Consider the following 21044-nt stretch of genomic DNA (forward strand, 5'->3'; position numbering starts at 1 on the left):
ACCAGCGACGATGCCCCCTCGACACCGCGGAGCACCCATGGCCAGACCCCGCCTGCGCGCGGCCGCCCTCGCCGGCGTCACCACGCTCACCCTGCTCACCAGCGCCACACCCGCGCTGGCGGCGCACCCGCCCGCCCCCGCCCACGACGAGCAGATCACCTACCAGGACTGGTCCGGGCCCGCCGACTGGCACCGGGGCAGCCGGGCCGGCACCCGCGTCGTGCCCGGCGCCCGATCGGGCGTCACCCTGGCCCGCCCGGCCGGCACCACCGAGTACGCGGACCCGCACACCGGCACCACCCGCACCTGGGAGTACGGCACCTGGACCTCGCCGGTGACCCGGGTCGGGTTCGACGCCACCGAACTGATCGCCTCCTGGAACGCGGAGACCCCCGCCGGCACCTGGATCCAGGTGGAGATGCAGGGCAGCTACACCAGCGGCGACCAGACCCCGTGGTACGTCCTGGGTCGCTGGGCGTCCGGCGACACCGACATCAAGCGGACCAGCGTCAACCGGCAGGGCGATCCCTGGTCGACGATCTGGACCGACACCTTCAGCATCGACGACGCCACCGCCGGAGTGTTGCTGCGGTCGTACCAGCTCAAGCTGACCCTCTACCGCGCACCCGGGCAGAGCGCCGCCCCGGTGGTCCGGATGCTGGGCGCGATGAGCAGCACAGTGCCGGACCGGTTCACCGTGGCGCCGAGCGCCGGACACATCGCCTGGGGCCGGGAACTGCCCGTGCCGCGCTACTCGCAGAACGTGCACTCCGGGCACTACCCCGAGTACGACGGCGGCGGCGAGGCGTGGTGCTCACCCACCTCGACGGAGATGGTCGTCGAGTACTGGGGTCGCAGACCGTCGGCGGCCGACACCTCCTGGGTGGACCCGACCTACCCCGACCCGACCGTCAACCACGCCGCCCGGATGACCTACGACTACGCGTACGACGGCGCGGGCAACTGGCCGTTCAACACCGCGTACGCGGCCAGCTTCCCCGGGCTGGAGGGCCGGGTGACCCGGCTGCACTCGCTGGACGAGCTGGAGCGTTTCATCGCCGCCGGCATCCCCGTCGTGACCAGCCAGTCATTCCTCGCCAGTGAGCTGGACGGGGCGAACTACGGCACCTCCGGGCACCTCTTCGTGGTGGTCGGCTTCACCGCCGACGGCGACGTGATCGTCAACGACCCGGCCTCGTCCAGCAACGACGTCGTGCGCAACGTCTACAAGCGTGCGCAGTTCGAGCAGATCTGGCTACGCACCAAGCGCACCAACGCCAGCGGCGGCGTCTCCGGCGGCTCGGGTGGCATCGCGTACCTGATCAAGCCGATCTCAAAGCCCTGGCCCAAGCGCTCCGGCTCCACCAACTGGTAACCCTCTGCCCCGCGCCCGGGATCAGCTCCGGCCGGCGGGTCACCTGCGGTTGATCATGAAGTTATTGCCCGGCCGGTCGGCGTGTCGTGGCAATAACTTCATGATCAACGCTGGGAGTCGGGGGTTTGGGTGGGGGGGTCGGGGTGGGGGGGGGGGTGTGGTCTTCGCCGGCCAGGGCGGAGCGGAGGCGTTCCTTCTCGGTGCGGCGGCGCTCGGCTGCTTCGGCGATCTCCCCGGCCATCTCGTCCCGCCAACCACGCAGCAGGAAGAAGGACAGCGCGGCGGAGAACACCAGCGCCAGCATCAGCTTCAGGAACACGTTCATGTCGACCAGCCAGAGGCCCGCCAGCACTGCGACGAACAGCCCGATCCGGCCCAGCGTGTACTTGAGCGCGGCACTCACCTGCACCACTCCGTTCTCTCCGTCGCCCGCCACTGCCGGCGGAAGGGTCGAGCCGCCCGACGGGCGGTCGCGGTCAGCCGGTCCGGCGGGCCAGCCAGCGGACACCCGGGAACCAGAGGGCCGCGTACGCCACAGTGAACGCCGCCGCCGCCAACGCCCCGGAGAGCAGCGGCGGCAACCCCGCACCCAGACCGGCGATCAGCAACCCGGCGAACACCCCGACGGCAGCGGCGACCACCGCCGCCACCACCCGGGCCGCGCCGAACTCCCAGGCCCGGAAGTCGTCCCAGAACAGCCAGGCCGGCAGGATCACCGCCAGCCAACCGTTCGTGTGCCCGAAGTCGCCGGCGCCGATCGAGGCGAACGCCCAGTCGAACAACACCAACGCGAGCACGCCGATGACCAGGCCGGCCAGGCACACCCCGAGCAGATCGCCCAGGGTACGGATGCGGCCCTCGGCGTCCCGGCGGGGAAACCCGCTCTGCGGCTCAGGTCCTCGTTGCTCGGTCATCGACTGCGAGGGTACGTGGTGGCTCAGGCCCAGACCTGCTGCGGCTCGGCGCGCCGCTCGGCCAGCGACGGGGCCTTGTCGTACTCCCGGACCACGTTGTAGCGGGTGTCCCGCTCGACGGGCTGGAAGCCGGCGTCCCAGATCAGGTGCAGCAGGTCGTCCCGGTGCATCGTGTTCGGGGTGCCGTACGAGTCGGCGTCGTGGGTGATCTTGTATTCGACGACGGAGCCGTCCAGGTCGTCCACGCCGAAGTTCAGCGAGAGCTGGGCAACCGACAGCCCGTGCATCACCCAGAAGTTCTTCAGGTGCGGCACGTTGTCGAAGAGCAGCCGGGAGACGGCGAACGTCTTCAGCGACTCGGCCGGCGAGGCCATCGTGGTGCGCGCCTGGATCCGGTTGCGGATCTTGCCGTCCGCCGAGTCGACGAAGTCGTGCTGGTAGCGCAGCGGGATGAAGACCGCGAAGCCGCCGGTCTCGTCCTGCAACTCACGCAGCCGCAGCACGTGGTCGACGCGGTGCCGGGGCTCCTCGATGTGGCCGTACAGCATCGTCGCCGGGGTCTTCATGCCCTTGCTGTGCGCCAGGGCGTGGATGCGCGACCAGTCTTCCCAGTGGCAGGCGTGGTCGACGATGTGCTGTCGGACCTCCCAGTCGAAGATCTCCGCGCCGCCACCGGTCAGCGACTCCAGACCAGCGTCCATCAGCTCGTCGAGGATCTCGTCGGCGCTCAGGCCGCTGATCTTCTCGAACCACTGCACCTCGGTCGCCGTGAAGCACTTGAGCTTGACGTTCGGCAGCGCCGCCTTCAGCTCGCGCAGCACCTTCGGGTAGTAACGCCAGGGCAGCGTGGGGTGCAGGCCGTTGACGATGTGCAACTCGGTGAGCTGCTCGTCCTCCATCTCCTTGGCCTTGCGGACCGCCTCGTCGATGCGCATCGTGTACGCGTCCTTCTCGCCCGGCTTGCGCTGGAACGAGCAGTACGCACAGGACGCCGAGCAGACGTTCGTCAGGTTGAGGTGCCGGTTGACGTTGAACATCACCCGCTCGCCGTTCAGCTCGGTGCGCTTGTGGTGCGCCAGCCGCCCCAGCCAGGTCAGGTCGTCGCTCTCGTAGAGGGCGACCCCGTCCTCCCGGGTCAGCCGCTCACCGGCGTACACCTTCGCTTCGAGCTCACGCTTGAGTCCGGCGTCCATGGCACGTCCCTTCCACCTGCGGTCCGGATCGAGCGTACGTCGCGACACCGACGGGCCCGGCGGCACGGTCGCTGGCAGCGACCCACCTCACCAGACTCTCAGCCTCCCGTAACCCGACAACACATCGACATGAGTGGCGCGGTGCGGTAGTAACAACGTGGGGCGGAACACACACACTGGTACCGTCCCGGCGGTCGCGCCCACCGAGCGCGGCGACGAGTGGTTGGACGGGGAGCGGCATGGTCTACAGCGGGCGCGGGCGACGGCAGCGACGACGGAGCCCGGTGATCTCGCCGGTCCTGCGTCCGAGGCTCTGGGCCGCCCTGCTCGGCGCGATCGCCGCAGCCGTGCTGGCCACCCCCGCGTACGCGGAGCCCGGCGTGCCGACCACAGTGCCGGACACGGGTTCGCGCCCGGCGGTCACCGGCTCGCTCCAACTGCCGGGCAGCGCGCCGGTCGCCGGCGTGCCCGCCCCTCCGGTGGTCAACATCGGCAACGGTCCGCTGGCCACCGCGATCTCCGCCGGTGAGGTCCAGGTCGGCGCGCTCGGCGAGGATTTGCTGGTGAGGCGGCAGAAACGCGTCGACGCCCAGGCGCAGCTCGACGCGGCCGGCAAGGCGCTGGCGACCGCGCAGGACGCCCTGCTCCGGGCCCAGCAGTCGGCCGACACCGCCGCCGCCGAGGCCGTCAAGGCCGCCGCCGCGCTGCCGCCGGGCGACTTCGCCCAGGACATCCGCGGGCTGAGCCGCCTCCAGGCGATCACCCGTGGCGAGAAGGTCGACGGCGGCACCACCGGCGTGGCCGGGGAGCTGTCCCGGGCCCGCGCGGGCGAGCAGGCCGCGTACCAGAAGCACAGCCAGGCCAAGGATCTGCTTGCCGCCGCCGAGGCGGAGTTCACCACCGGTGAGACGGCGCTGCGCACCGCCGAGGCGAGCCTGCTCAAGCTGCGCCGGGACAACGCCGCCGCGCTGATCGAGATCGAACGTCAGCAGGAGGCCGCCGAGCAGCAGATCGGTGCCGGCTACGTCTCCAACCAGAGCATCAGCGGCATGGCCGCGCACCCCCGGGCACTGGCCGCGGTCCGGTACGCGCTCGCCCAGCTCGGCGACCCGTACAAGTGGTCCGAGGAGGGGCCGAACCAGTTCGACTGCTCCGGCCTGATGTGGGCGGCGTACCGGTCCCCCGGCGCTGACTACTTCGACCTGCCACGGGTCTCCCGCGACCAGTACGCCGCCACCCGGGGCCGCACCGTCCCGCAGAGCGCGCTGCTCCCCGGCGACCTGCTCTTCTTCGCCTCGGGCAGCAGCTGGACGACGATCCACCACGTCGGCATGTACATCGGCAACGGCAAGATGGTGCAGGCGCCCACCACTGGCGACGTCGTCAAGATCTCGGTCGTCCGCTGGTCCCGGCTGTACGCCGCCACCCGGGTGATCGGCGCGGTGCCGGCACCGGTCGTGACCAACCCGACCCCGCCCGTGTCGACGCCGAAGCCCACCCCGTCGCCGACGAAGACCACCAAGCCGACGCCGACGCCGACGCCGACGCCGACCACCACCCCGAAGCCCACCGAGAGCGCGACGCCCACGCCGACGCCGACGCTGACGACCACCCCGACGCCCACTCCGACCAGCAGCACCACGCCGAAGCCGTCGAGCACTGCGAGCAACCCTCCGACGACCCTGCCTCCGGCAACGACCAGCGCGCCGGCCAGCACGTCTCCGCCGACCACGCCGAAGGCCAGCACGAGCGCGTCGAGCAGTAGCAGCGCGACGGGCAGCCCCAGCGCCACGGGCTGATCCGCCACGACCGGCTCCGGCTGTCCGCTCGGGAAGATCTGTGGCACCGTGACAACCAGGCACATCCGACTCGACGTCACGGGTCCGGGTGCGAGCACGGCGCGGAGGGCGGAAATGGCCGAGCAGAGAGATCCGGCGGAGACTGTCGACCCCGTGGTCGACCAGCCCGGCCCACCAGGGCCGGACACCGTCGACCAGCCCGGCCCACCGGGGCCGGACACCGCCGAGTCGGTGGCTGCCAGCGACGCCAACCCGGCTGCCACCAGCTCGACAGGCAGCGACACCAGCTCGACGGACGCCGGCTCCGCCGCCAGCGACGCCGCCCCGGCGGTCAGCGGCACGGCGGTCAGCGGCCAGGTCGGCGGTGGCACGGCAGCGGTCGTCGCTGACGACTCGACCGACGCCGATGACGACGCGGCGGCCGGCGACGAGCACCAGAGCCCGGCGGCGGCACCGGTACGCGCACGTGCCAGCGTCGTGACCGCCGGCGCTCTCCGCAGTGACCTGCCGGCCAGCGCTCCGGTCACCGCGACCACCTACCGTGCGACCGGCTCGGCCAGCCCAGCCGACGTGTCGTTGCCGGGCCAGCGAAGCGACTCCTCAGCGCCGGCCCGGGCCAGCGCCACGGTTCCGAGCAGCAGCCGGGGCACTGCCAGCGCCCTGGGCACCCCGGACCGTCGCGAGAGCGCGCCCGCCGTCTATCGAGCCGCGCCGGTGGGTGCCGAGCCGGCCCAACCTCCGACGCCGTCGACTCCGGAGCCGGAGCCGGACCCCACGCCACCCGGCCCCGGGCCGACCCAGCCGTCGCCACCGGAACCGGAGCCCGCGCCGGCCCCGGGTCCGTACCCGCCCGGTCCGGCGCCGACGCCGGGTCCCCGACCGACGCCGCCGCCCGGTCCGGTTCCACCCCTTCCGGGCCCGCCGTCCCCGCCGCCCTCGCCGATGCCGCCCATCCCCGGCCCGCCGACGCCGCCCGTCCCGAGCCCGCCGCTGCCGCCACCCGGTCCGCCGGTGCCGGCACCACCGGCCCCGCCCGGCCCGATGCCGGCACCGCCGTTTCCGCCGCCGCCCGCGATGATCGACACGCCCGGCGTACGGGCCAGCGCCTCGGTCTCCGCACCACCGGCCGGGTGGTCGTCCCCCACCGGGGCGACCCGCCCGACGTCCGGTGCCGGATGGGCCGGTGCAGCCGTCTCCGCGCCGCCGGTGGTGCCCGCACCAGCACTGCCGAGCTGGCCACCGTCCACCGCCGGGGCACCTTCGTCGACCGCGAACGCCGGAAACTCGCGTGTGACCGCGCCGCCTGGCGGCCCGCCGGCTGGCTCCGCCGGACGGGACGGCGCCCGTGGTGGGCGGCGCGACAACCGCACCGACCTGGCTGGCACCGTCTACGGCAACGGCAACGGCAACGGCGAGGGCGCCGGCTTCACCACTATCGCGATACCCGCCAACGCGGTGGAGAACTCTGGCTCGCTGACCGGGCACATCCTGGCCCAGGGGTGGTCCGACACGCCGGCCGAACGGTCCAGTAACGCCCGGGTGATGATCGTCCTGGCCGCCGCGCTGGGGCTGCTGGTGGCGATCAGTGTCATGGTCGTCCTGCTGGCCGGCGACGCCTTGGACGGTCTGGTGGGCAGCGTGCTCAACGGGTGAGCCAGCGAGCGCCGGCGATGGTGAGTCCGCCCACTACGGTCGGTCAACCGACTGGCGACTTCGCCAGACCGCCGTACACTGGTCGAGATCACTGACCCGGCGCGCGTGGTGTGCGCCCCTGGGCGATCTTGCGGGCGATCCGGCGGCACAGCCGCGGCAGGCCATCGCGAAGATGCGCCCCGCTCGAAAGGTTTTTGTTGACCACCTCTGCTGACCACAGCACCGTTACGTCCGTTTTCAACTCAGTCCCGGCGGCCGACGCCTCCCGGGAGCAGCTCGACGTCGCCCCGAGCGATGCCGGCACCCCTGCGGTAACGACCGCTCAGACCGAGACCGCCGAGACCACCGAGACCGCCGAGCCGATGAGCTTCGCCGCTCTCGGCCTTCCGGAGCAGTTGGTCCGCGCGCTGGCCCAGCAGGGCATCACCAGCCCGTTCGAGATCCAGCGGGCCACCGTTCCGGACGCGCTCGCCGGCCGCGACGTGCTGGGCCGCGGGCAGACCGGGTCGGGCAAGACGCTCGCCTTCGGTCTGCCGATGATCGCCCGGCTGGCCACCCGTAACCGGGCCCGGCCGATGCGCCCGCGCGCCCTGGTCCTGGTGCCCACCCGCGAGCTGGCCATGCAGGTCAACGACGCTCTGGTGCCATTGGGCAAGTCCGTCGGCATCTTCCTCAAGACCGCCGTCGGCGGCGTTCCGTACGACCGACAGATCGACGCGCTGCGCCGCGGCGTGGAGATCATCGTGGCCACCCCGGGCCGGCTCGGCGACCTCATCGAGCGGGGCATCTGCCAGCTCGACGACGTCGAGGTGACGGTGCTCGACGAGGCCGACCAGATGGCCGACATGGGCTTCCTGCCCGAGGTGACCGATCTGCTGGCGAAGACGCCTGCGGGCGGTCAGCGGCTGCTCTTCTCGGCCACCTTGGACGGTGACGTCGACGCGTTGGTCAAGCGGTTCATGACCGACCCGGTCACCCACTCCACGGCGCCCTCCACCGCCTCGGTGTCCACCATGGACCACCACATGCTGTTGATCCCGCCGCACGAGAAGTTCCCGGTGGCGGCCTCGATCGCCGCCCGGGACGGCCGGACCATGGTCTTCGCCCGCACGCAGCTCGGTGTGGACCGGCTGGTCGAGCAGCTCGCGGCCGTCGGCGTACGCGCCGGTGGGCTGCACGGCGGCAAGACCCAGCGGATGCGCACCAAGACGCTCGCCGAGTTCCGTGAGGGCCGGATGAACGTGCTGGTCGCCACGGACGTGGCGGCGCGAGGCATCCACGTCGACGGGGTCACCCTGGTGCTGCACGTCGACCCGCCGAAGGACCCCAAGGACTACCTGCACCGCGCGGGGCGTACCGCCCGGGCCGGCGAGTCGGGCGCGGTCGCCACGCTGGTGCTGCCCAAGCAGCGCCGTACCACCCTGGCGATGATGGAGAAGGCCGGCGTCGCGCCGGCCGAGACCCGGGTCCGGGTCGGGGACGCGGCGTTGGCCGAGCTGGTGGGCGCCCGCGAGCCCAGTGGCGTCCCGGTCCGCCTCGAGGCGGAGCCCCGGGGCTACGGCGACCGCTCCGGCGGACCGCGCCGGTTCGGCGACCGCACGGGAGGCGAGCGGCGCTACGGCGACCGGCCCACCGGCGAGCGGCGCTACGGCGACCGCCCGCAGGGCGACCGGAGCTACGGTGGACGGCCGCAGGGTGACCGGAGCTACAGCGACCGACCGCAGGGCGAGCGCCGCTTCGGTGACCGCCCGCAGGGTGACCGGAGCTACAGCGACCGACCGCAGGGTGACCGGAGCTACGGCGGCCGCCCGCAGGGCGAGCGGAGCTACAGCGACCGACCGCAGGGCGAGCGCCGCTTCGGCGACCGGCAGCACAGCGACCGACCGCAGGGTGACCGGAGCTACGGTGACCGACCGCAGGGCGAGCGGCGTTACGCCGATCGGGACACCCGGGGGTACGGCGACCGGCCGCAGGGCGAGCGCCGCTTCGGCGACCGGCCGCAGTTCGGTGACCGCGACGGTCGGGGCGACCGACCGACCGGCGAGCGGCGCTTCGGCGACCGGCCGCAGGGTGAACGGCGCTTCGGCGACCGGGATGCTCGGGGTGGGTTCCGCCCGGAGAGCCGGGTACGGGACGACCGGCCCCGCGACGACCGGCCCCGCGAGGACCGCCCGCGTGACGACCGGCGCGGTTTCGGCGGGCGACCGGCAGCTCGTACCTACTGATTGATCCACCGAACGCCGTCGTGAAGCCCAGGCTTCGCGGCGGCGTTCGCGCATGCCCTGCCGATACCGAACGGGTCGCGTAACGTCCGGCTCATGCCGACCATGCCTAAGTCGATCTTCTGGTCCCGGACGGACACCGCCGGCAGCGAGCAGGTTCTACTCGACGACGGCCACGGGTTGGCGGCCCGGGGCACTCTGCTCGCCGTGGACCCGATCCCGTGGACCGCCCGCTATCAGCTGACCACCACGCCGGACTGGGCCACCACCCGCGTCGAGGTCGAGGCAGAGGGTCTCGGCTGGCTGCGCCGGGTGACCCTGGATCGGGCCGCCGGCCGCTGGCGGGTGACCACCGCCGAGCAGGGCGACCTGGACGCCGCCCTGGTCGCGGCCGGTCATCCCCGGGCCGGCCTGCCGGGTACGGACGACCCGGACCGGCTGGCCGACGCGCTCGACGTCGACCTGAGCGGTTCGCCGCTGTTCAACACCCTGCCGGTCCACCGGCTCCGGATGGCGGCGGAGCCGGCCGATGTGGCGCACCGGATCACAGTTGCCTGGGTGCTGCTGCCCGGCCTGGAGGTGGTGCCGGCCGAGCAGATCTACACCGGGCGCGGGCCCGGTCGGGTGCGCTTCGCCAGCGGCACCTTCACAGCCGACATCGATCTGGACGACAGCGGCTACGTGGTGCGCTACCCCGGGCTGGCCGAACGGATCGATCCGCGCTGATCAGCATCGTGGCGGGGCCAGTGGCTCAGCCGCCCGGGGGGCCGGGATCCGCTGACCGCTTCAGGCGGGCCAGGTCCCGCTGGCCAGGAAGCGTTCGATGGTGGCCAGGTGCGGAGCCAGGTCGAGGCCCTGGGCGGCCACCCAGTCGTCGGCGTAGTACGTGTCGGCGTACCGGTCGCCCGGGTCGCAGATCAGGGTGACCACCGAACCGGTCCGACGCTCGGCGAGCATCGCGGCGATCAGTCCGAACGCGCCCCACAGGTTGGTGCCGGTGGACCCGCCCACCCGGCGGCCGAGCAGGGCCGAGCCGGCGCGCATGGCGGCCAGGGACGCCGCGTCCGGCACCTGGACCATCCGGTCCACCACCGAGGGCAGGAACGACGCCTCCACCGTGGGCCGGCCGATCCCCTCGATGCGGGAGCCCTTCCCGGTGCGTACCGACCAGTCGGCGGCCAGCCAGGCCGGGTAGAACGCCGAGTTCTCCGGGTCGACGACGCAGAGCTTGGTGGCGAGCCGGCGGTACCGGGCGTAGCGGCCGATGGTCGCGCTGGTGCCCCCGGTGCCGGCGCCCACCACGACCCAGGCGGGGATCGGGTGCCGCTCCAGCTCCAACTGCGCGTAGATCGACTCGGCGATGTTGTTGTTGCCCCGCCAGTCGGTCGCCCGCTCGGCGTAGGTGAACTGGTCCATGAAGTGCCCGCCGGAGTCCTCGGCGAGCCACCGGGCCTCGACCACCACGCTCGCCGGGTCGTCGACCAGGTGGCACCGGCCGCCCTGGAACTCGATCTGCGTGATCTTCTCGGGCGAGGTGGAGGCGGGCATCACCGCGATGAACGGCAGGCCCAGCATCCGGGCGAAGTACGCCTCGGAGACCGCCGTGGAACCCGACGACGCCTCGACGATCGTGGTGCGCGGCCCGATCCAGCCGTTGCAGAGCCCGTAAAGGAACAGTGAACGGGCCAGCCGGTGCTTCAGCGAGCCGGTGGGGTGTGACGACTCGTCCTTGAGGTAGAGGTCGATCCCCCATTCCCTGGGCAGCGGGAACGGCAGCAGGTGGGTGTCGGCGGACCGGTTGGCGTCTGCCTCGACGGCGGCGATCGCCTCGGTCACCCAGGTTCGGCTGGATTCGTCGCACCGGTCGAGATGAGTCACGCTCGGAAACCTAGCAAGCGGGCCAGCGGTGGTCAGCGCGGGTCCGGCGGCGTTGACCTGCGGCGTTGGCGGCGCTGACCGGCGCGGCCGGCGGCCCGGACGATCGGGGTGAGTGCGACGGCCAGCCTGGGCAGTGCGTCCAACAGGCGCACCTGCGCTCCCCGCCAGCGGGGCAGGCTGACCACCGGACGTGGCCGGCGGGCCAGCCGGACGGCCCGCGCCGCCACCTGCTGCGCGGTCAGCATCGATCCGGTGAACGAGGCCACCGCCCCCGGGTCGTCCAGCCGGTCGTGCAGCATCGGGGTCCAGATGCCGTCCGGGCAGAGGCAGGAGACGTGCACCCGCCGGTACCCGGCCATCCGCAGGTCGGACAGGGTGCCGAGGCTGAAGGCCAGCAGAGCGTGCTTGCTGGCCGCGTACACCGTCTCGCCGGGCGCGGCGATCAGCCCGGCCAGCGAGACGACGTTGAGCACGTGGCCGTGGCCCTGGACGCGCATCACGGTCAGCGCGGCGAGGGTGCCGTTCATGGCCCCGTGGGTGTTCACGTCGAGCAGCCGACGGCGGGTCGCGGCGTCGTGCTCCCACGACGCACCGGTCACCAGGATGCCGGCGTTGTTGACCCAGAGGGCGAGGTCACCCCGGCCTGCCGCGGTCGCGGCGACGGCGGCGCAGGCGGCCTCGTCCCGGACGTCCAGGGCGGCCGACCAGCCGCCGAGCGGCGCGGCGGCGCTCTGGACCGCCACCGGGTCGAGGTCGGTGAGCAGCACCGACCAACCGTCGGTGTGCAGCGCGGTGGCGATGGCACGGCCCAGGCCGCCGGCAGCGCCGGTCACCACGGCCACGGGGCGCGCAGGCTGGGTCATCGGCGCACGCTACCGCTGGCCGCCCGGGCGACACCAGGGGTACGCGGCGGTCAGGCCGCGGGCGGGCCGACCGGCTGGGGGCGGTTCTCCCACTTCGTGGAGAGCGCGATGGCGGTACGGGTGGAGGCCACCCCCGGCGTCCGGTTCAACCGCACGATCAACTGCTCCAGCTCGGCGATCGTGCCGACCCGCGCCTTGAGCAGGAACGACTCCACGCCGGCCATGAAGTAGCAGGACTCGATCTCGGGCAGCACCCGCAGCGACTCCAGCATGTCGTCGCTGTCGGCACCGGAGTCCTCGACGATGCCGATCAGCGCCGTGACACCCAACCCGATCGACTCCGGGGCAACATCCGCGCGGTAACCCCGGACGACGCCGCTGCTCTCCAGCTTGCCGACCCGCTCGTGCACGGCCGGCGCCGAGAGACCCACCTGACGGGCCAACTCGGCGTACGAGAGGCGGGCGTTGCCGCGCAGCAGGTCGACGAGGCTCAGGTCGATGGCATCCACAGAGAGTCACCTTAACCGCTGACGCGTAACGTGCGGCCTTCGGCACCCGTTGGACTGAGCGGTGAGTCACTGTTCATAAACCACCGGTCAGGGTCGAGGTAGCACCAGTAACATTACTAACTCCCCACTCAGTGCATTTTTCGCGTTTGGGCGGACAGGCCATGTCCCTGGTGCTGTAATTGCCATACGTCCCTCATGACGGCTCTGGGCTACGCACCAGCCGGGGGCAGTGTGTTCAGCCGGGGGCTTCGTCGACGCGAGGAGGGGGCTGTGGACACTGGAGATCGCCTGCTGACACCGGGTGAGGTCGCCGCGCTGTTTCGGGTAGACCCGAAAACTGTGACGAGATGGGCGGCGGCCGGCCGGATAGGAAGCATCCGGACTCCAGGCGGGCATCGCCGGTTTCGGGAATCCGAGGTGCGAGCCCTGCTTGAGGGGGAGGGCATGCTGGACGAAGTGGATGAGGTCGGTAAGCCACGCAATGTGGGGCCGGCAGCATCCACGGGGCCGGGTCCGGCCAACGCCGGCATGTACTGAACTGGTGCGGACAACGCCACGCGGACCGGACACCAGTCCGGTCCGCGTCCCGCTTCGGCCAACCGCCGGGCGGCAGCACCGCTCGTGCTGAGCAGCACAACAATGCACAGCGCGAGCGGGACGGCACAGCGCGAGCGGGACGGCGCAGCGCGAGCGGGACGGCGCAGCACGCGCGGGACGGCTCAGCTCCGGGCCGCGCCGAGCTGGCCGGACCACCGCCGGAACAGGGTGTGCGGGACGCCGAGCGCGTCCAGCACCTTGCCGGCCACGAAGTCGACCAGTTGCTGCGCGCTGGCCGCCGCCCCGGCGCCGTAGAAGCCGGGGCTGGCCGGCAGCACCACCGCGCCCGCGTCGTGCAGGGCGATGAGGTGCTCCAGGTGGCTGCGGGTCACCGGTGTCTCCCGGGGGACCAGCACCACGGGACGGCGTTCCTTGAGGTTGACCTCGGCGGCGCGCTGCAACAGGTCCTTCGAGAGCCCGATCGCGATGCCCGCGCAGGCGGCAGTGCTGGCCGGGACCACTGCCATTCCGCGTACCCGGTAGGAGCCGCTGCTCGGCCCGGCGGCCAGGTCGCCGGCCGGCCAGTGCCGCACATCCGCCGCGGTCAGGTCCCGATCCAGCCAGGCGGCGAGGTCTTCGGCCCAGTGCCCGTCACGGAAGGGGCGGCCGGTCTCGTCGAGCACTGTGAGTCGTGCCGCCCGGGACACGATCAGGTCCACCGGCTCGCCCGCGTCGAGCAGTCCGCCGATGACGGCCGCCGCGTACGGCGTGCCGGAGGCACCGGAGACCCCGACCACCCATGGTTCCCGCATGCCCCCAGCCTGCCTGGTCCGGCCGGGCGCCGTGCCGTGGCCCCCGCCCTCGCCCGTCCGCCGTCCTCCCGGCCCACGACGGACATCATCGACAGCCGATTTCTGACATGCTCGGCTGGGGGAAACCTCTGTGCAGCAACCGGAGGGACGGTACGACCGATGACGGTGGCGGCAGCCCGCACACTACGTGCCGAATGTCCCCTTCCCTCGCGGTGCTCGCCGCATGCCGAGGAGACCCAGGAGTGGCTGGCGGGCTGGGTGCGCCGTTTCGACCTGCCGCTGGACGACGACGAGCTGTGTCGGCTGGACGCCGGTCGCATCGCCTGGTATGCGGGTCGGCTCTACCCTGACGCCGGCGCCGCCGATCTGCGTACGGTCGCCGCTCTCTGGACCTGGTTCTTCCTGCTCGACGACGCCTGCGACGGACCGCACGGTGCGAGCGGCGCGGACGTCGCTGCCCTGCGGGACGGCGTGCTCCAGGTGCTGCGCCACGGCCCCGGCGCCCGCACGGCGGGGTTTCGGGGACCGCTGCGCCGGATGCTCGCGGACGCGTGGCAGGCGCCGCGTGCCCGGATGCCCCCGTCCTGGCAGCAGCGCTTCGCCGACGCGGTCGCCCACCACCTGGAAGGCGACCGTACGGAGGCGGAGAACAAGACCAGGAGCCACTTCCCCACTGTCGCCGAATACGTTGCGCTGCGCCGGGCGACCTCGGCGGCGTACGTGTCGTACACCATGATCGAGTTCGTCACCGGTCACGCGCTGCCAGACCCCGTCTACCACCACCCGGCGCTACGGGCACTGGCGGCAACCGGCAACGACCTGCTCTCCTGGTTCAACGACCTGGTGTCGTTGGAGAAGGACCGCGTCATCTCAGGCGGGCACAACCTGGTGCTGGCCATCGCGAGGGAGCAGCGCCTGCCGGACGAGCGGGCAGTGGAAGCGGCGGTGGATCGCTGGCGCATGGCGATGGGGCGGTTCATGGAGCTGCGGGCCACGATCCCGTCCTTCGGCCCGGAACTGGATCCGGCGGTGGCCGCGCACGTTGAGGGGGTCGCCCGCTCGGTGCGCGGCACGATCGACTGGTCGCTGGAGAGCGATCGATATTCGGCGTCCTGGAGCTGATCCCCCCGGGGGGGGTGGGCTACCGGGTCAATGGGTCCGCCGGTGACGGTCGGCGAGGGTGTTGAGCAGGGCGGCGGCGGTGCCGGCGTCGGCCACCGTGACGACGATCGAACGCTCGCCGGTCCGCTCGACGAGCAGACCCTCGCCGGGAAACGCCGACGGCGGCGGTGCCGAGCGCACCGCCGCCGTCGGCCGCCGCCACAGCGGCCAGGACTAGCCGCTCAGGCCGAGCCGCACCACAAGATCGAGCAGGGCGAACACGAACAGCGCGATGCCGACGAACCCGTTGGCGGTGAAGAACGCCCGGTTGACCTTGCTCAGGTCGGTCGGCGTGACCACCAGGTGCTGGTAGCCGAACGCGACAGCGGTCAACGCCAGCCCGATCCACCAGAGCCAGCCGAAACCGATCAGCGCGCCGAACCAGACGAACAACCCGAAGGTCACCACGTGCGCGACAGTGGAGGCGTGCAGGGCGAAGCGCCGACCGTACCGGGCCGGCACGCTGTGCACGCCGATCTCCTGGTCGATCTCGGAATCCTGACAGGCGTAGATCAGGTCGAAGCCGCCGATCCACAGCCCGACCCCCACGCCGAGCAGCCAGGCCGGCCAGGAGCCGTCCAGGGTACCGGTGACCGCGAGCCAGGCGCCGACCGGGCCGACCGCCTGGGCGATCCCGAGGATGGCGTGCGGCCAGTTGGTGAACCGCTTGGCGTAGGGGTAGACGACCAGTGGCACCACGGCCAGCGGCGCGAGCACCAGGCAGAGCGGGTTGAGCAGAGCCGCTGCGGCGAGGAAGACCACCAGCGCGACGGCCGCGCCGGTCCAGGCCGTCCGCACGCTCACCGCTCCGGTGACCAGTTCCCGGCCGGCGGTACGCGGGTTCCGCGCGTCGATCTTGCGATCGAGGATCCGGTTGGCGGCCATCGCGAACGTCCGCGCCCCGACCATCGCCACGGTGATCAGCAGCAGGTCCCACCAGCGCACGCGCCCACCGTTGACCTGCATGGCGCTCAGCGCCGACAGGTACGCGAAGGGCAGCGCGAACACCGAGTGCTCGATCGCCACGAGCTTGAGGAAGGACTTGACCCGGCCCGGCTTCTCGGCCGGTGCGTCGAGAACGGCCATCAGATTCCGTACTCCTTCCAGCGCTTGTCGACCAGGGACGTGACCTCGGGACTCATGCTCATCCCCTCCGGCCAGCCGCGGGTGTAGCCCTCGGTGGGCAGCTTGCGGGTCGCGTCGACGCCGGCCTTGCCACCCCAGAACTGCTGGTACGAAGCGTGGTCGAGGTGATCGACGGGCCCTTCGGTGAGCAGCAGGTCGCGGCCGTAGTCGACGTTGCCGAAGGCGCGGAAGGCCACCTCGTTGTAGTCGTGCACGTCGCAGTCCTCGTCGACGATCACGATCAGCTTGGTCAGCGACATCATGTGCGCGCCCCAGATCGCGTTCATCACCTTCTGCGCGTGCTTCGGGTAGCGCTTACGGATCGACACGATCGCGCAGTTGTGGAAGACCCCGGCGGCGGGCAGGTTGTAATCGACGATGTCCGGGATCAGGAAGCGCAGCAGTGGTGCGAAGATCCGCTCGGTGGCCTTGCCGAGGCCGTGGTCCTCCTGCGGCGGCTGCGACGTGACGATCGAGTGGTAGACGGGGTTGCGCTGCATGGTCATCGCTTCGATGTGCATCACCGGGAACGGCTCGACCGGCGTGTAGAAGCCGGTGTGGTCGCCGAACGGGCCCTCCGGCAGTCGCTCGCCCGGCTCGATGTAACCCTCCAGCACGATCTGCGCGTGCGCCGGCACCTGCAGCGGCACGGTCAGGCAGTCGACCATCTCCACCCGCTCGCCGCTCAGGAAACCGGCGAACAGGTACTCGTCGATGTCCGCAGGCAGTGGCGCGCTGGCCGAGTAGGCGACCGCGGGGTCGGCACCGATGGCGATCGCGACCGGCAGGCGCTGCCCGAGCCGCTCGGCGACCGCGTGGTGCGCCGTGGAGTTCTTGTGGATCTGCCAGTGCATACCGATGGTGTTGTGCGAGTGCTGCTGCAGGCGGTAGAGCCCGAGGTTGCGCTTGCCCGTCTCGGGGTGCTTGGTGTGGGTCAGCCCGAAGTTGTGGAAGATCCCGCCGTCGCCCGGCCAGACCTGCAGCCCGGGCAACCGATTGAGGTCGACGTCGTCGCCGCGGTAGACCACCTGCTGGCAGGGGGCCGTCTTGACCTTCTTCGGCGGCATGGACTTGAGCTGCATGACCTTGCCGAGCCCGCCCATCATGCCCGAGAAGCCCTGCGGCAGTTCCGGCTTGAGCATCTCGCCGATCCGCGCGCCGATCTCGTCGAGGTTCTCCACCCCGAGGGCCATCGCCATCCGCTTCTCGGTGCCGAACAGGTTGATCGCCACCGGCATCTCGCCCCGGGTCGGACGCTCAAAGAGCAGCGCCGGGCCGCCGGCCCGCACCGTGCGGGTGACCACCTCGCTGATCTCCAGGGTCGGATCGACCGGGACGTCGACCCGGCGCAACTCCCCCGCGCGCTCCAGCGCCGCGAGGAAGTCCTTGAGATCGGTGTACGGGAAGCCACGAGCCGCCATGTCACCCAGTCTCCCGCACGGGCTCCCGAACGGCCCAAGCCGGGTGCTGTGACGCTCGCGATCGCCCCCTGATCGACTCGGCTTTCAGGAAGTCGCGGTGTCCCAGGCCGCCGGACACCGCGACTTCAAGGAAGGCGAGTGGATCAACCGGCAGAACCCGAACCTCGCGGGCATGGCGGGCGGTTGAGCGGGTAGCCGGGCAGACGGACAGCGGGCGGAGGCGGCGATGGGCGTGGAACGGGTCCCGGCGGGGTTCACCGAGCAGCGGGCTCGGGTCGGCCAGATCACCATGAACTACGTCCGTGGCGGCGCCGGCCCGCCGCTGGTGCTGCTGCACGGGTACCCGCAGTGCTGGTACATGTGGCGGCACCTGCTGCCCGAGTTGGGGCGCTCCTTCGACGTGGTAGCGCCCGACCTGCGCGGCTTCGGGGGCAGCGACGCCCCGGACGGCGGGTACGACAAGAAGACGGTCGCCGCCGACCTGCACGGACTACTCGACCAGCTCGGCCTGGTCAGTGACCTTCGACTGGTCGGGCACGACCTGGGGACCATGGTGGCGTACGCGTACGCCGCCGCCCATCCGCAGCGGGTGAGCCGGCTGGCGCTCACCGAGGCGCCGATCCCCGACGAGAGCATCTACACGTTCCCCGCGCTCACCTCGGCCGGGCCCGGGGTGTGGAACTTCGGCTACTTCTCCCTCGGCAACGGGCTTCCGGAGGCGCTGGTCGACGGGCGGGAGTCGCTCTGGGTGGACAGGTTCACCGACGCGCTGATGGTGCGCAAGGGCAGCATCAGCGCGCCCGACATCGAGGAGTTCGCCAGCCATCTGCGCGACCCGGCACATCTGCGGGCCAGCTTCGCCTACTTCCGGGCGTTCGAGCAGGACATCGCGGACAACGCTGCGTACCGGGGCACGAAGCTGACCATGCCGGTGCTGGCCGTCGGGGCGGCGGCCAGCCTCGGTGGGCAGGTCGCCGAGCAGGTCCGCCGGTACGCCGACACGGTGCGCGGCGAGGTGATCGAGGACTGCGGGCACTGGCTGTACGAGGAGCGTCCGGACGAGATGCTCGCCCTGTTGCGGGACTTCCTTGAGACGGCCTGAGCAGGGCCCGCAGGTGTCAGCAGTCAGGCGGCGGGCGTCCAGGCGTGGGCGGCCAGTGGCGGGTCGAGCGGTGCCCGGGTGAGCCGGTTGGCAAAGGTGGACATGGTGTACGCGCCGACGCCCAGCACCACGTCCAGCGCGTGCCGGGGCTGGTAGCCGGCGGCCAGGAAGTCGTCCAGTTCGTCGTCCGGCACTGCGCCCCGGTGGTCGAGCACGGCCAGTGTGAACCGGCGCAGCGCCTCCAGGCGTGGGTCGGGCAGCGCCGAGCCGGCACGCAGCGCGGTGATCAGTTCGGCGGTCGCGCCGAGTTGGGTGAGCTTGCCGCTGTGCAGGGCGACGCAAAAATGGCATTCGTGACTGGTGGAGATCGCCAGGATGACAACCTCCCGCTCCAGCGGGGCGAGGTCGGTCTGCTCGAAGCCCGCGCTGGCGGTGAGGAAGCCGGTGAGCAACTGCGGCGAGTCGGCTATCAGCGCCACCGCGCTGGGCAGCCAGCCGAACCGGCCGTGTACGCCCTTGATGGCTCGTCGGGCGGCGGCGGGCGCGGTCTCGGCGGTGTGAGCGGTGAAGACGGACATGGCTGCCTACTTTCCCGAGCTTGGATCGGACGACGTAAGATGGTCAACGTGGTTGATGAAATAGTAAACGTGGTTGTCGAAGATGGCAACCGCTGATCCCGCGCGCCCCGGCTTCGCGCTGCCGCTGTTGCTGCTGGCCGGCTTCCGGACGCTGATCGACGACCTGCACGCCGAGCTGGCCCGGGAGGGGCATCCGGAGCTGCGACCGCTGCACGGGTTCGTGCTCCAGGCGGTCGGCGCGGAGGGCACCACCGCCACCGAGCTGGGCCAGCGACTGGGCATCTCCAAACAGGCCGCCGGCAAGACCGTCGACCGGTTGGTGGCCGTCGGCTACCTGGAGCGGGCCGACGACCCCACCGACGCCCGACGGCGGCTGGTCCGGGTGACCCCGCGCGGCGCCGACGGGCTACGCCGCTCGGCCGAGATCTTCGACCGGCTGCGTGCACAGTGGGCAGACACGCTCGGCCCGGAACGGGTCACCGCGATGGAAGACGACCTCGGCACGATGGCCTCGGCCAACTGGTTCCGGCTCGACGTGCCCGGCTGGTTCGGCGGCTGATCGCGGGCCGCCGGCCGACCGGTCCAACGGCTGACCGCGGATTGCCGGCCGACCGGTTCGGCGGCTGATCGCGGATTGCCGGCCGGCTGTTTCAGCGGCTGACCGCGACTGCCGGCCGGCTGGTTGAGGGGCTGATCGCGGCTACCGGCCGACCGGTTCAGCGGACGGTCATTGGGTGCGGGCCAGCTCGACGAAGGCCCGCCACGCGGCCGGGGTGAAGGTCAGCAGGCCGCCGTCGCGGTCCTTGGAATCGCGGACGTGCACCCGGCCGGCCAGGTTGTCGGCGACCTCGACGCACGCACCGCTGTTGTTGCCGCTCCGGGTGGACTTGCGCCAGCGGGCTCCGGTCAGATCCATGGCTTCACGATCTCCTCGAGCAGGTCGATCGACTGCTGCCGGGGCAGCGCGTCACTGCGCAGACTCTCCCACCTTCCGAGCAGGGTCGCCACCTCGAAGATGTCGTCCACGGCGGTGCCACCGGTCTGGTTGTCGAGGAAGCCGAGCCAACTGCCGTCGGCGGTGCGGCCGAGGATGAACGGCCCGAAGAGGCCGGCGTGCAGACCCACACCCTGCGGCAGCACGTGCACCCTGATGTGCGGGCGGCGGGCGCACGCCACCAGGTGCCGCAACTGGTCGGCCAGCACCCCGGCGCAGCCCTCCGCGAAGCGCTGCAACGCGGCCTCGTCGATCACAGCGGTGAGCTGCGGCGGGTGGTCCCGGTCGAGGATCGTCTGCCGCTCCAGCCGGGCCGCCACCAACTCCTCCACCCGGTCTGCGGTCAGCCCCAGGTCGAGCCGGAACACCGCCCGGGCGTAGTCGGCGGTCTGCAACAGCCCGGGAATCATCGTCGCCTCGAAGCAGCGCAGCTGTGTGGCGACCCGCTCGACCTCCAGCCACGGACGGAACCAGACCGGCTCGCCGTCGCGCCGGCCCAGGTCGCGGAGCGAGGTCAGCAAGCCACCGGTGTCGAGCACCTCGTCGGCCCGCTTCAGGTACGCCTCGTTGGGTGCCGTCTGCCCCAGCTCGACGGCCGACACCGTGGACGGCGAGTAGTGCGCCCGTTTGCCGTACTCCTCCTGAGTCAGCCCGGCCGCGAGCCGGGACCGCCGGAGCTGCTCCCGGATCAGCGCCGCCGTTGACACCACTGTGGTCACCGCACCCACCTTCCGCCGCGATCGGTGGGTCACCCGACCCACCTGCCGCACGGTAGCGAGCGCTGAACGCTGTGTCATCACATGACGCGGATATCGGGGGGTTGGGCGGCTCAGCCCGAGCCGGGTCAAGCCTGGCGGACACATCTCACCCCCGGTGGCGGATCGGCGGGACGCGGGGGCAGGGTGGAT

22 protein-coding genes are annotated in these 21044 nt (G+C 71.8%); 9 read left to right on the forward strand and 13 right to left on the reverse strand.

The genetic code is table 11. From position 1 onward, the window contains the following. Nucleotides 1-37: 37 nt before the first annotated feature. Entirely contained in the window at nucleotides 38-1375 is a 1338-nt protein-coding gene (locus tag ACFYPG_RS09795) for a C39 family peptidase (RefSeq protein WP_387351358.1), read from the forward strand. Between the two features lie 61 nt (nucleotides 1376-1436). Here the strand turns inward: ACFYPG_RS09795 and ACFYPG_RS09800 are convergent, their stop codons facing one another. The 3 genes from ACFYPG_RS09800 to mqnE form a co-directional block, all read right to left on the reverse strand. Beyond that, nucleotides 1437-1778, reverse strand: a complete 342-nt coding sequence (locus ACFYPG_RS09800; RefSeq protein ID WP_387351841.1) for a DUF4229 domain-containing protein — start codon at nucleotides 1776-1778, stop codon at nucleotides 1437-1439. A gap of 73 nt (nucleotides 1779-1851) precedes the next feature. After that, entirely contained in the window at nucleotides 1852-2289 is a 438-nt protein-coding gene (locus ACFYPG_RS09805; RefSeq protein ID WP_355004821.1) for a hypothetical protein, read from the reverse strand. Between the two features lie 23 nt (nucleotides 2290-2312). After that, complete coding sequence (gene mqnE / locus ACFYPG_RS09810) at nucleotides 2313-3482, reverse strand: aminofutalosine synthase MqnE (protein WP_091395685.1); 1170 nt, start codon at nucleotides 3480-3482, stop codon at nucleotides 2313-2315. A gap of 239 nt (nucleotides 3483-3721) precedes the next feature. Between mqnE and ACFYPG_RS09815 the strand changes: the two genes are divergently transcribed. From ACFYPG_RS09815 to ACFYPG_RS09830, 4 genes are all read left to right on the forward strand, one after another. After that, nucleotides 3722-5281, forward strand: a complete 1560-nt coding sequence (locus ACFYPG_RS09815) for an NlpC/P60 family protein (RefSeq protein WP_387351360.1) — start codon at nucleotides 3722-3724, stop codon at nucleotides 5279-5281. Between the two features lie 114 nt (nucleotides 5282-5395). Continuing rightward, nucleotides 5396-6934 (forward strand): hypothetical protein, encoded by a 1539-nt coding sequence (locus ACFYPG_RS09820; RefSeq protein ID WP_387351362.1) that lies wholly within the window; start codon nucleotides 5396-5398, stop codon nucleotides 6932-6934. A 197-nt stretch (nucleotides 6935-7131) separates the two neighbouring features. Then, a complete protein-coding gene (locus ACFYPG_RS09825) occupies nucleotides 7132-9159 on the forward strand; it encodes a DEAD/DEAH box helicase (protein ID WP_387351364.1) in 2028 nt (675 codons plus the stop codon). Between the two features lie 102 nt (nucleotides 9160-9261). Continuing rightward, nucleotides 9262-9882 carry a putative glycolipid-binding domain-containing protein gene (locus ACFYPG_RS09830; RefSeq protein WP_355005178.1) on the forward strand — a complete coding sequence of 207 codons (621 nt, stop codon included), beginning with the start codon at nucleotides 9262-9264 and terminating at the stop codon, nucleotides 9880-9882. Nucleotides 9883-9942: 60 nt separating this feature from the next. Here ACFYPG_RS09830 and ACFYPG_RS09835 read toward each other — a convergent pair whose 3' ends face one another. From ACFYPG_RS09835 to ACFYPG_RS09845, 3 genes are read right to left on the reverse strand one after another with little or no spacing between them, the layout of a single operon-like run. Further along, nucleotides 9943-11034, reverse strand: a complete 1092-nt coding sequence (locus ACFYPG_RS09835; protein ID WP_355004818.1) for a PLP-dependent cysteine synthase family protein — start codon at nucleotides 11032-11034, stop codon at nucleotides 9943-9945. Between the two features lie 32 nt (nucleotides 11035-11066). Further along, nucleotides 11067-11897 (reverse strand): SDR family NAD(P)-dependent oxidoreductase, encoded by an 831-nt coding sequence (locus ACFYPG_RS09840; protein ID WP_387351365.1) that lies wholly within the window; start codon nucleotides 11895-11897, stop codon nucleotides 11067-11069. A 50-nt stretch (nucleotides 11898-11947) separates the two neighbouring features. Continuing rightward, nucleotides 11948-12406: an Lrp/AsnC family transcriptional regulator gene (locus ACFYPG_RS09845; protein WP_091395696.1), complete on the reverse strand. Its 459-nt coding sequence runs from the start codon at nucleotides 12404-12406 to the stop codon at nucleotides 11948-11950. 270 nt (nucleotides 12407-12676) lie between these two features. On the opposite strand from ACFYPG_RS09845, the gene ACFYPG_RS09850 reads away from it, so the two are divergent. Then, nucleotides 12677-12943: a BldC family transcriptional regulator gene (locus tag ACFYPG_RS09850; RefSeq protein WP_007454516.1), complete on the forward strand. Its 267-nt coding sequence runs from the start codon at nucleotides 12677-12679 to the stop codon at nucleotides 12941-12943. Between the two features lie 182 nt (nucleotides 12944-13125). On the opposite strand, the gene ACFYPG_RS09855 is transcribed toward ACFYPG_RS09850, so the two are convergent. After that, complete coding sequence (locus ACFYPG_RS09855; protein ID WP_355004816.1) at nucleotides 13126-13755, reverse strand: UbiX family flavin prenyltransferase; 630 nt, start codon at nucleotides 13753-13755, stop codon at nucleotides 13126-13128. Nucleotides 13756-13914: 159 nt separating this feature from the next. Between ACFYPG_RS09855 and ACFYPG_RS09860 the strand changes: the two genes are divergently transcribed. Continuing rightward, complete coding sequence (locus ACFYPG_RS09860) at nucleotides 13915-14877, forward strand: terpene synthase (RefSeq protein WP_387351367.1); 963 nt, start codon at nucleotides 13915-13917, stop codon at nucleotides 14875-14877. Nucleotides 14878-14904: 27 nt separating this feature from the next. Here ACFYPG_RS09860 and ACFYPG_RS09865 read toward each other — a convergent pair whose 3' ends face one another. Genes ACFYPG_RS09865 through ACFYPG_RS09875 form a run of 3 tightly spaced genes read right to left on the reverse strand, consistent with a single transcriptional unit; the run spans nucleotide 14905 to nucleotide 17462 of the window. Then, complete coding sequence (locus tag ACFYPG_RS09865; RefSeq protein WP_387351369.1) at nucleotides 14905-15057, reverse strand: hypothetical protein; 153 nt, start codon at nucleotides 15055-15057, stop codon at nucleotides 14905-14907. A gap of 33 nt (nucleotides 15058-15090) precedes the next feature. Beyond that, nucleotides 15091-16002: a menaquinone biosynthesis prenyltransferase MqnP gene (gene mqnP / locus ACFYPG_RS09870; RefSeq protein ID WP_355004813.1), complete on the reverse strand. Its 912-nt coding sequence runs from the start codon at nucleotides 16000-16002 to the stop codon at nucleotides 15091-15093. Further along, entirely contained in the window at nucleotides 16002-17462 is a 1461-nt protein-coding gene (locus ACFYPG_RS09875; protein WP_387351371.1) for a menaquinone biosynthesis decarboxylase, read from the reverse strand. Before ACFYPG_RS09875 ends, mqnP begins: the two co-directional genes overlap by 1 nt. 226 nt (nucleotides 17463-17688) lie before the next feature. Between ACFYPG_RS09875 and ACFYPG_RS09880 the strand changes: the two genes are divergently transcribed. After that, nucleotides 17689-18564, forward strand: coding sequence for an alpha/beta fold hydrolase (locus tag ACFYPG_RS09880; protein WP_387351373.1), 876 nt, complete (start codon nucleotides 17689-17691; stop codon nucleotides 18562-18564). A gap of 23 nt (nucleotides 18565-18587) precedes the next feature. On the opposite strand, the gene ACFYPG_RS09885 is transcribed toward ACFYPG_RS09880, so the two are convergent. Then, entirely contained in the window at nucleotides 18588-19142 is a 555-nt protein-coding gene (locus ACFYPG_RS09885) for a carboxymuconolactone decarboxylase family protein (protein WP_387351375.1), read from the reverse strand. Between the two features lie 82 nt (nucleotides 19143-19224). Between ACFYPG_RS09885 and ACFYPG_RS09890 the strand changes: the two genes are divergently transcribed. Further along, a complete protein-coding gene (locus tag ACFYPG_RS09890) occupies nucleotides 19225-19701 on the forward strand; it encodes a MarR family winged helix-turn-helix transcriptional regulator (protein WP_387351377.1) in 477 nt (158 codons plus the stop codon). Nucleotides 19702-19869: 168 nt separating this feature from the next. Here ACFYPG_RS09890 and ACFYPG_RS09895 read toward each other — a convergent pair whose 3' ends face one another. Both ACFYPG_RS09895 and ACFYPG_RS09900 read right to left on the reverse strand, forming a co-directional pair. Beyond that, nucleotides 19870-20058: a DUF397 domain-containing protein gene (locus tag ACFYPG_RS09895; protein WP_387351379.1), complete on the reverse strand. Its 189-nt coding sequence runs from the start codon at nucleotides 20056-20058 to the stop codon at nucleotides 19870-19872. Then, nucleotides 20049-20855 (reverse strand): Scr1 family TA system antitoxin-like transcriptional regulator, encoded by an 807-nt coding sequence (locus tag ACFYPG_RS09900; protein ID WP_387351380.1) that lies wholly within the window; start codon nucleotides 20853-20855, stop codon nucleotides 20049-20051. Before ACFYPG_RS09900 ends, ACFYPG_RS09895 begins: the two co-directional genes overlap by 10 nt. Nucleotides 20856-21044: the final 189 nt, after the last annotated feature.

It is taken from the genome of Micromonospora sp. NPDC005553 (assembly GCF_042871765.1).
GTDB lineage: Bacteria > Actinomycetota > Actinomycetes > Mycobacteriales > Micromonosporaceae > Micromonospora.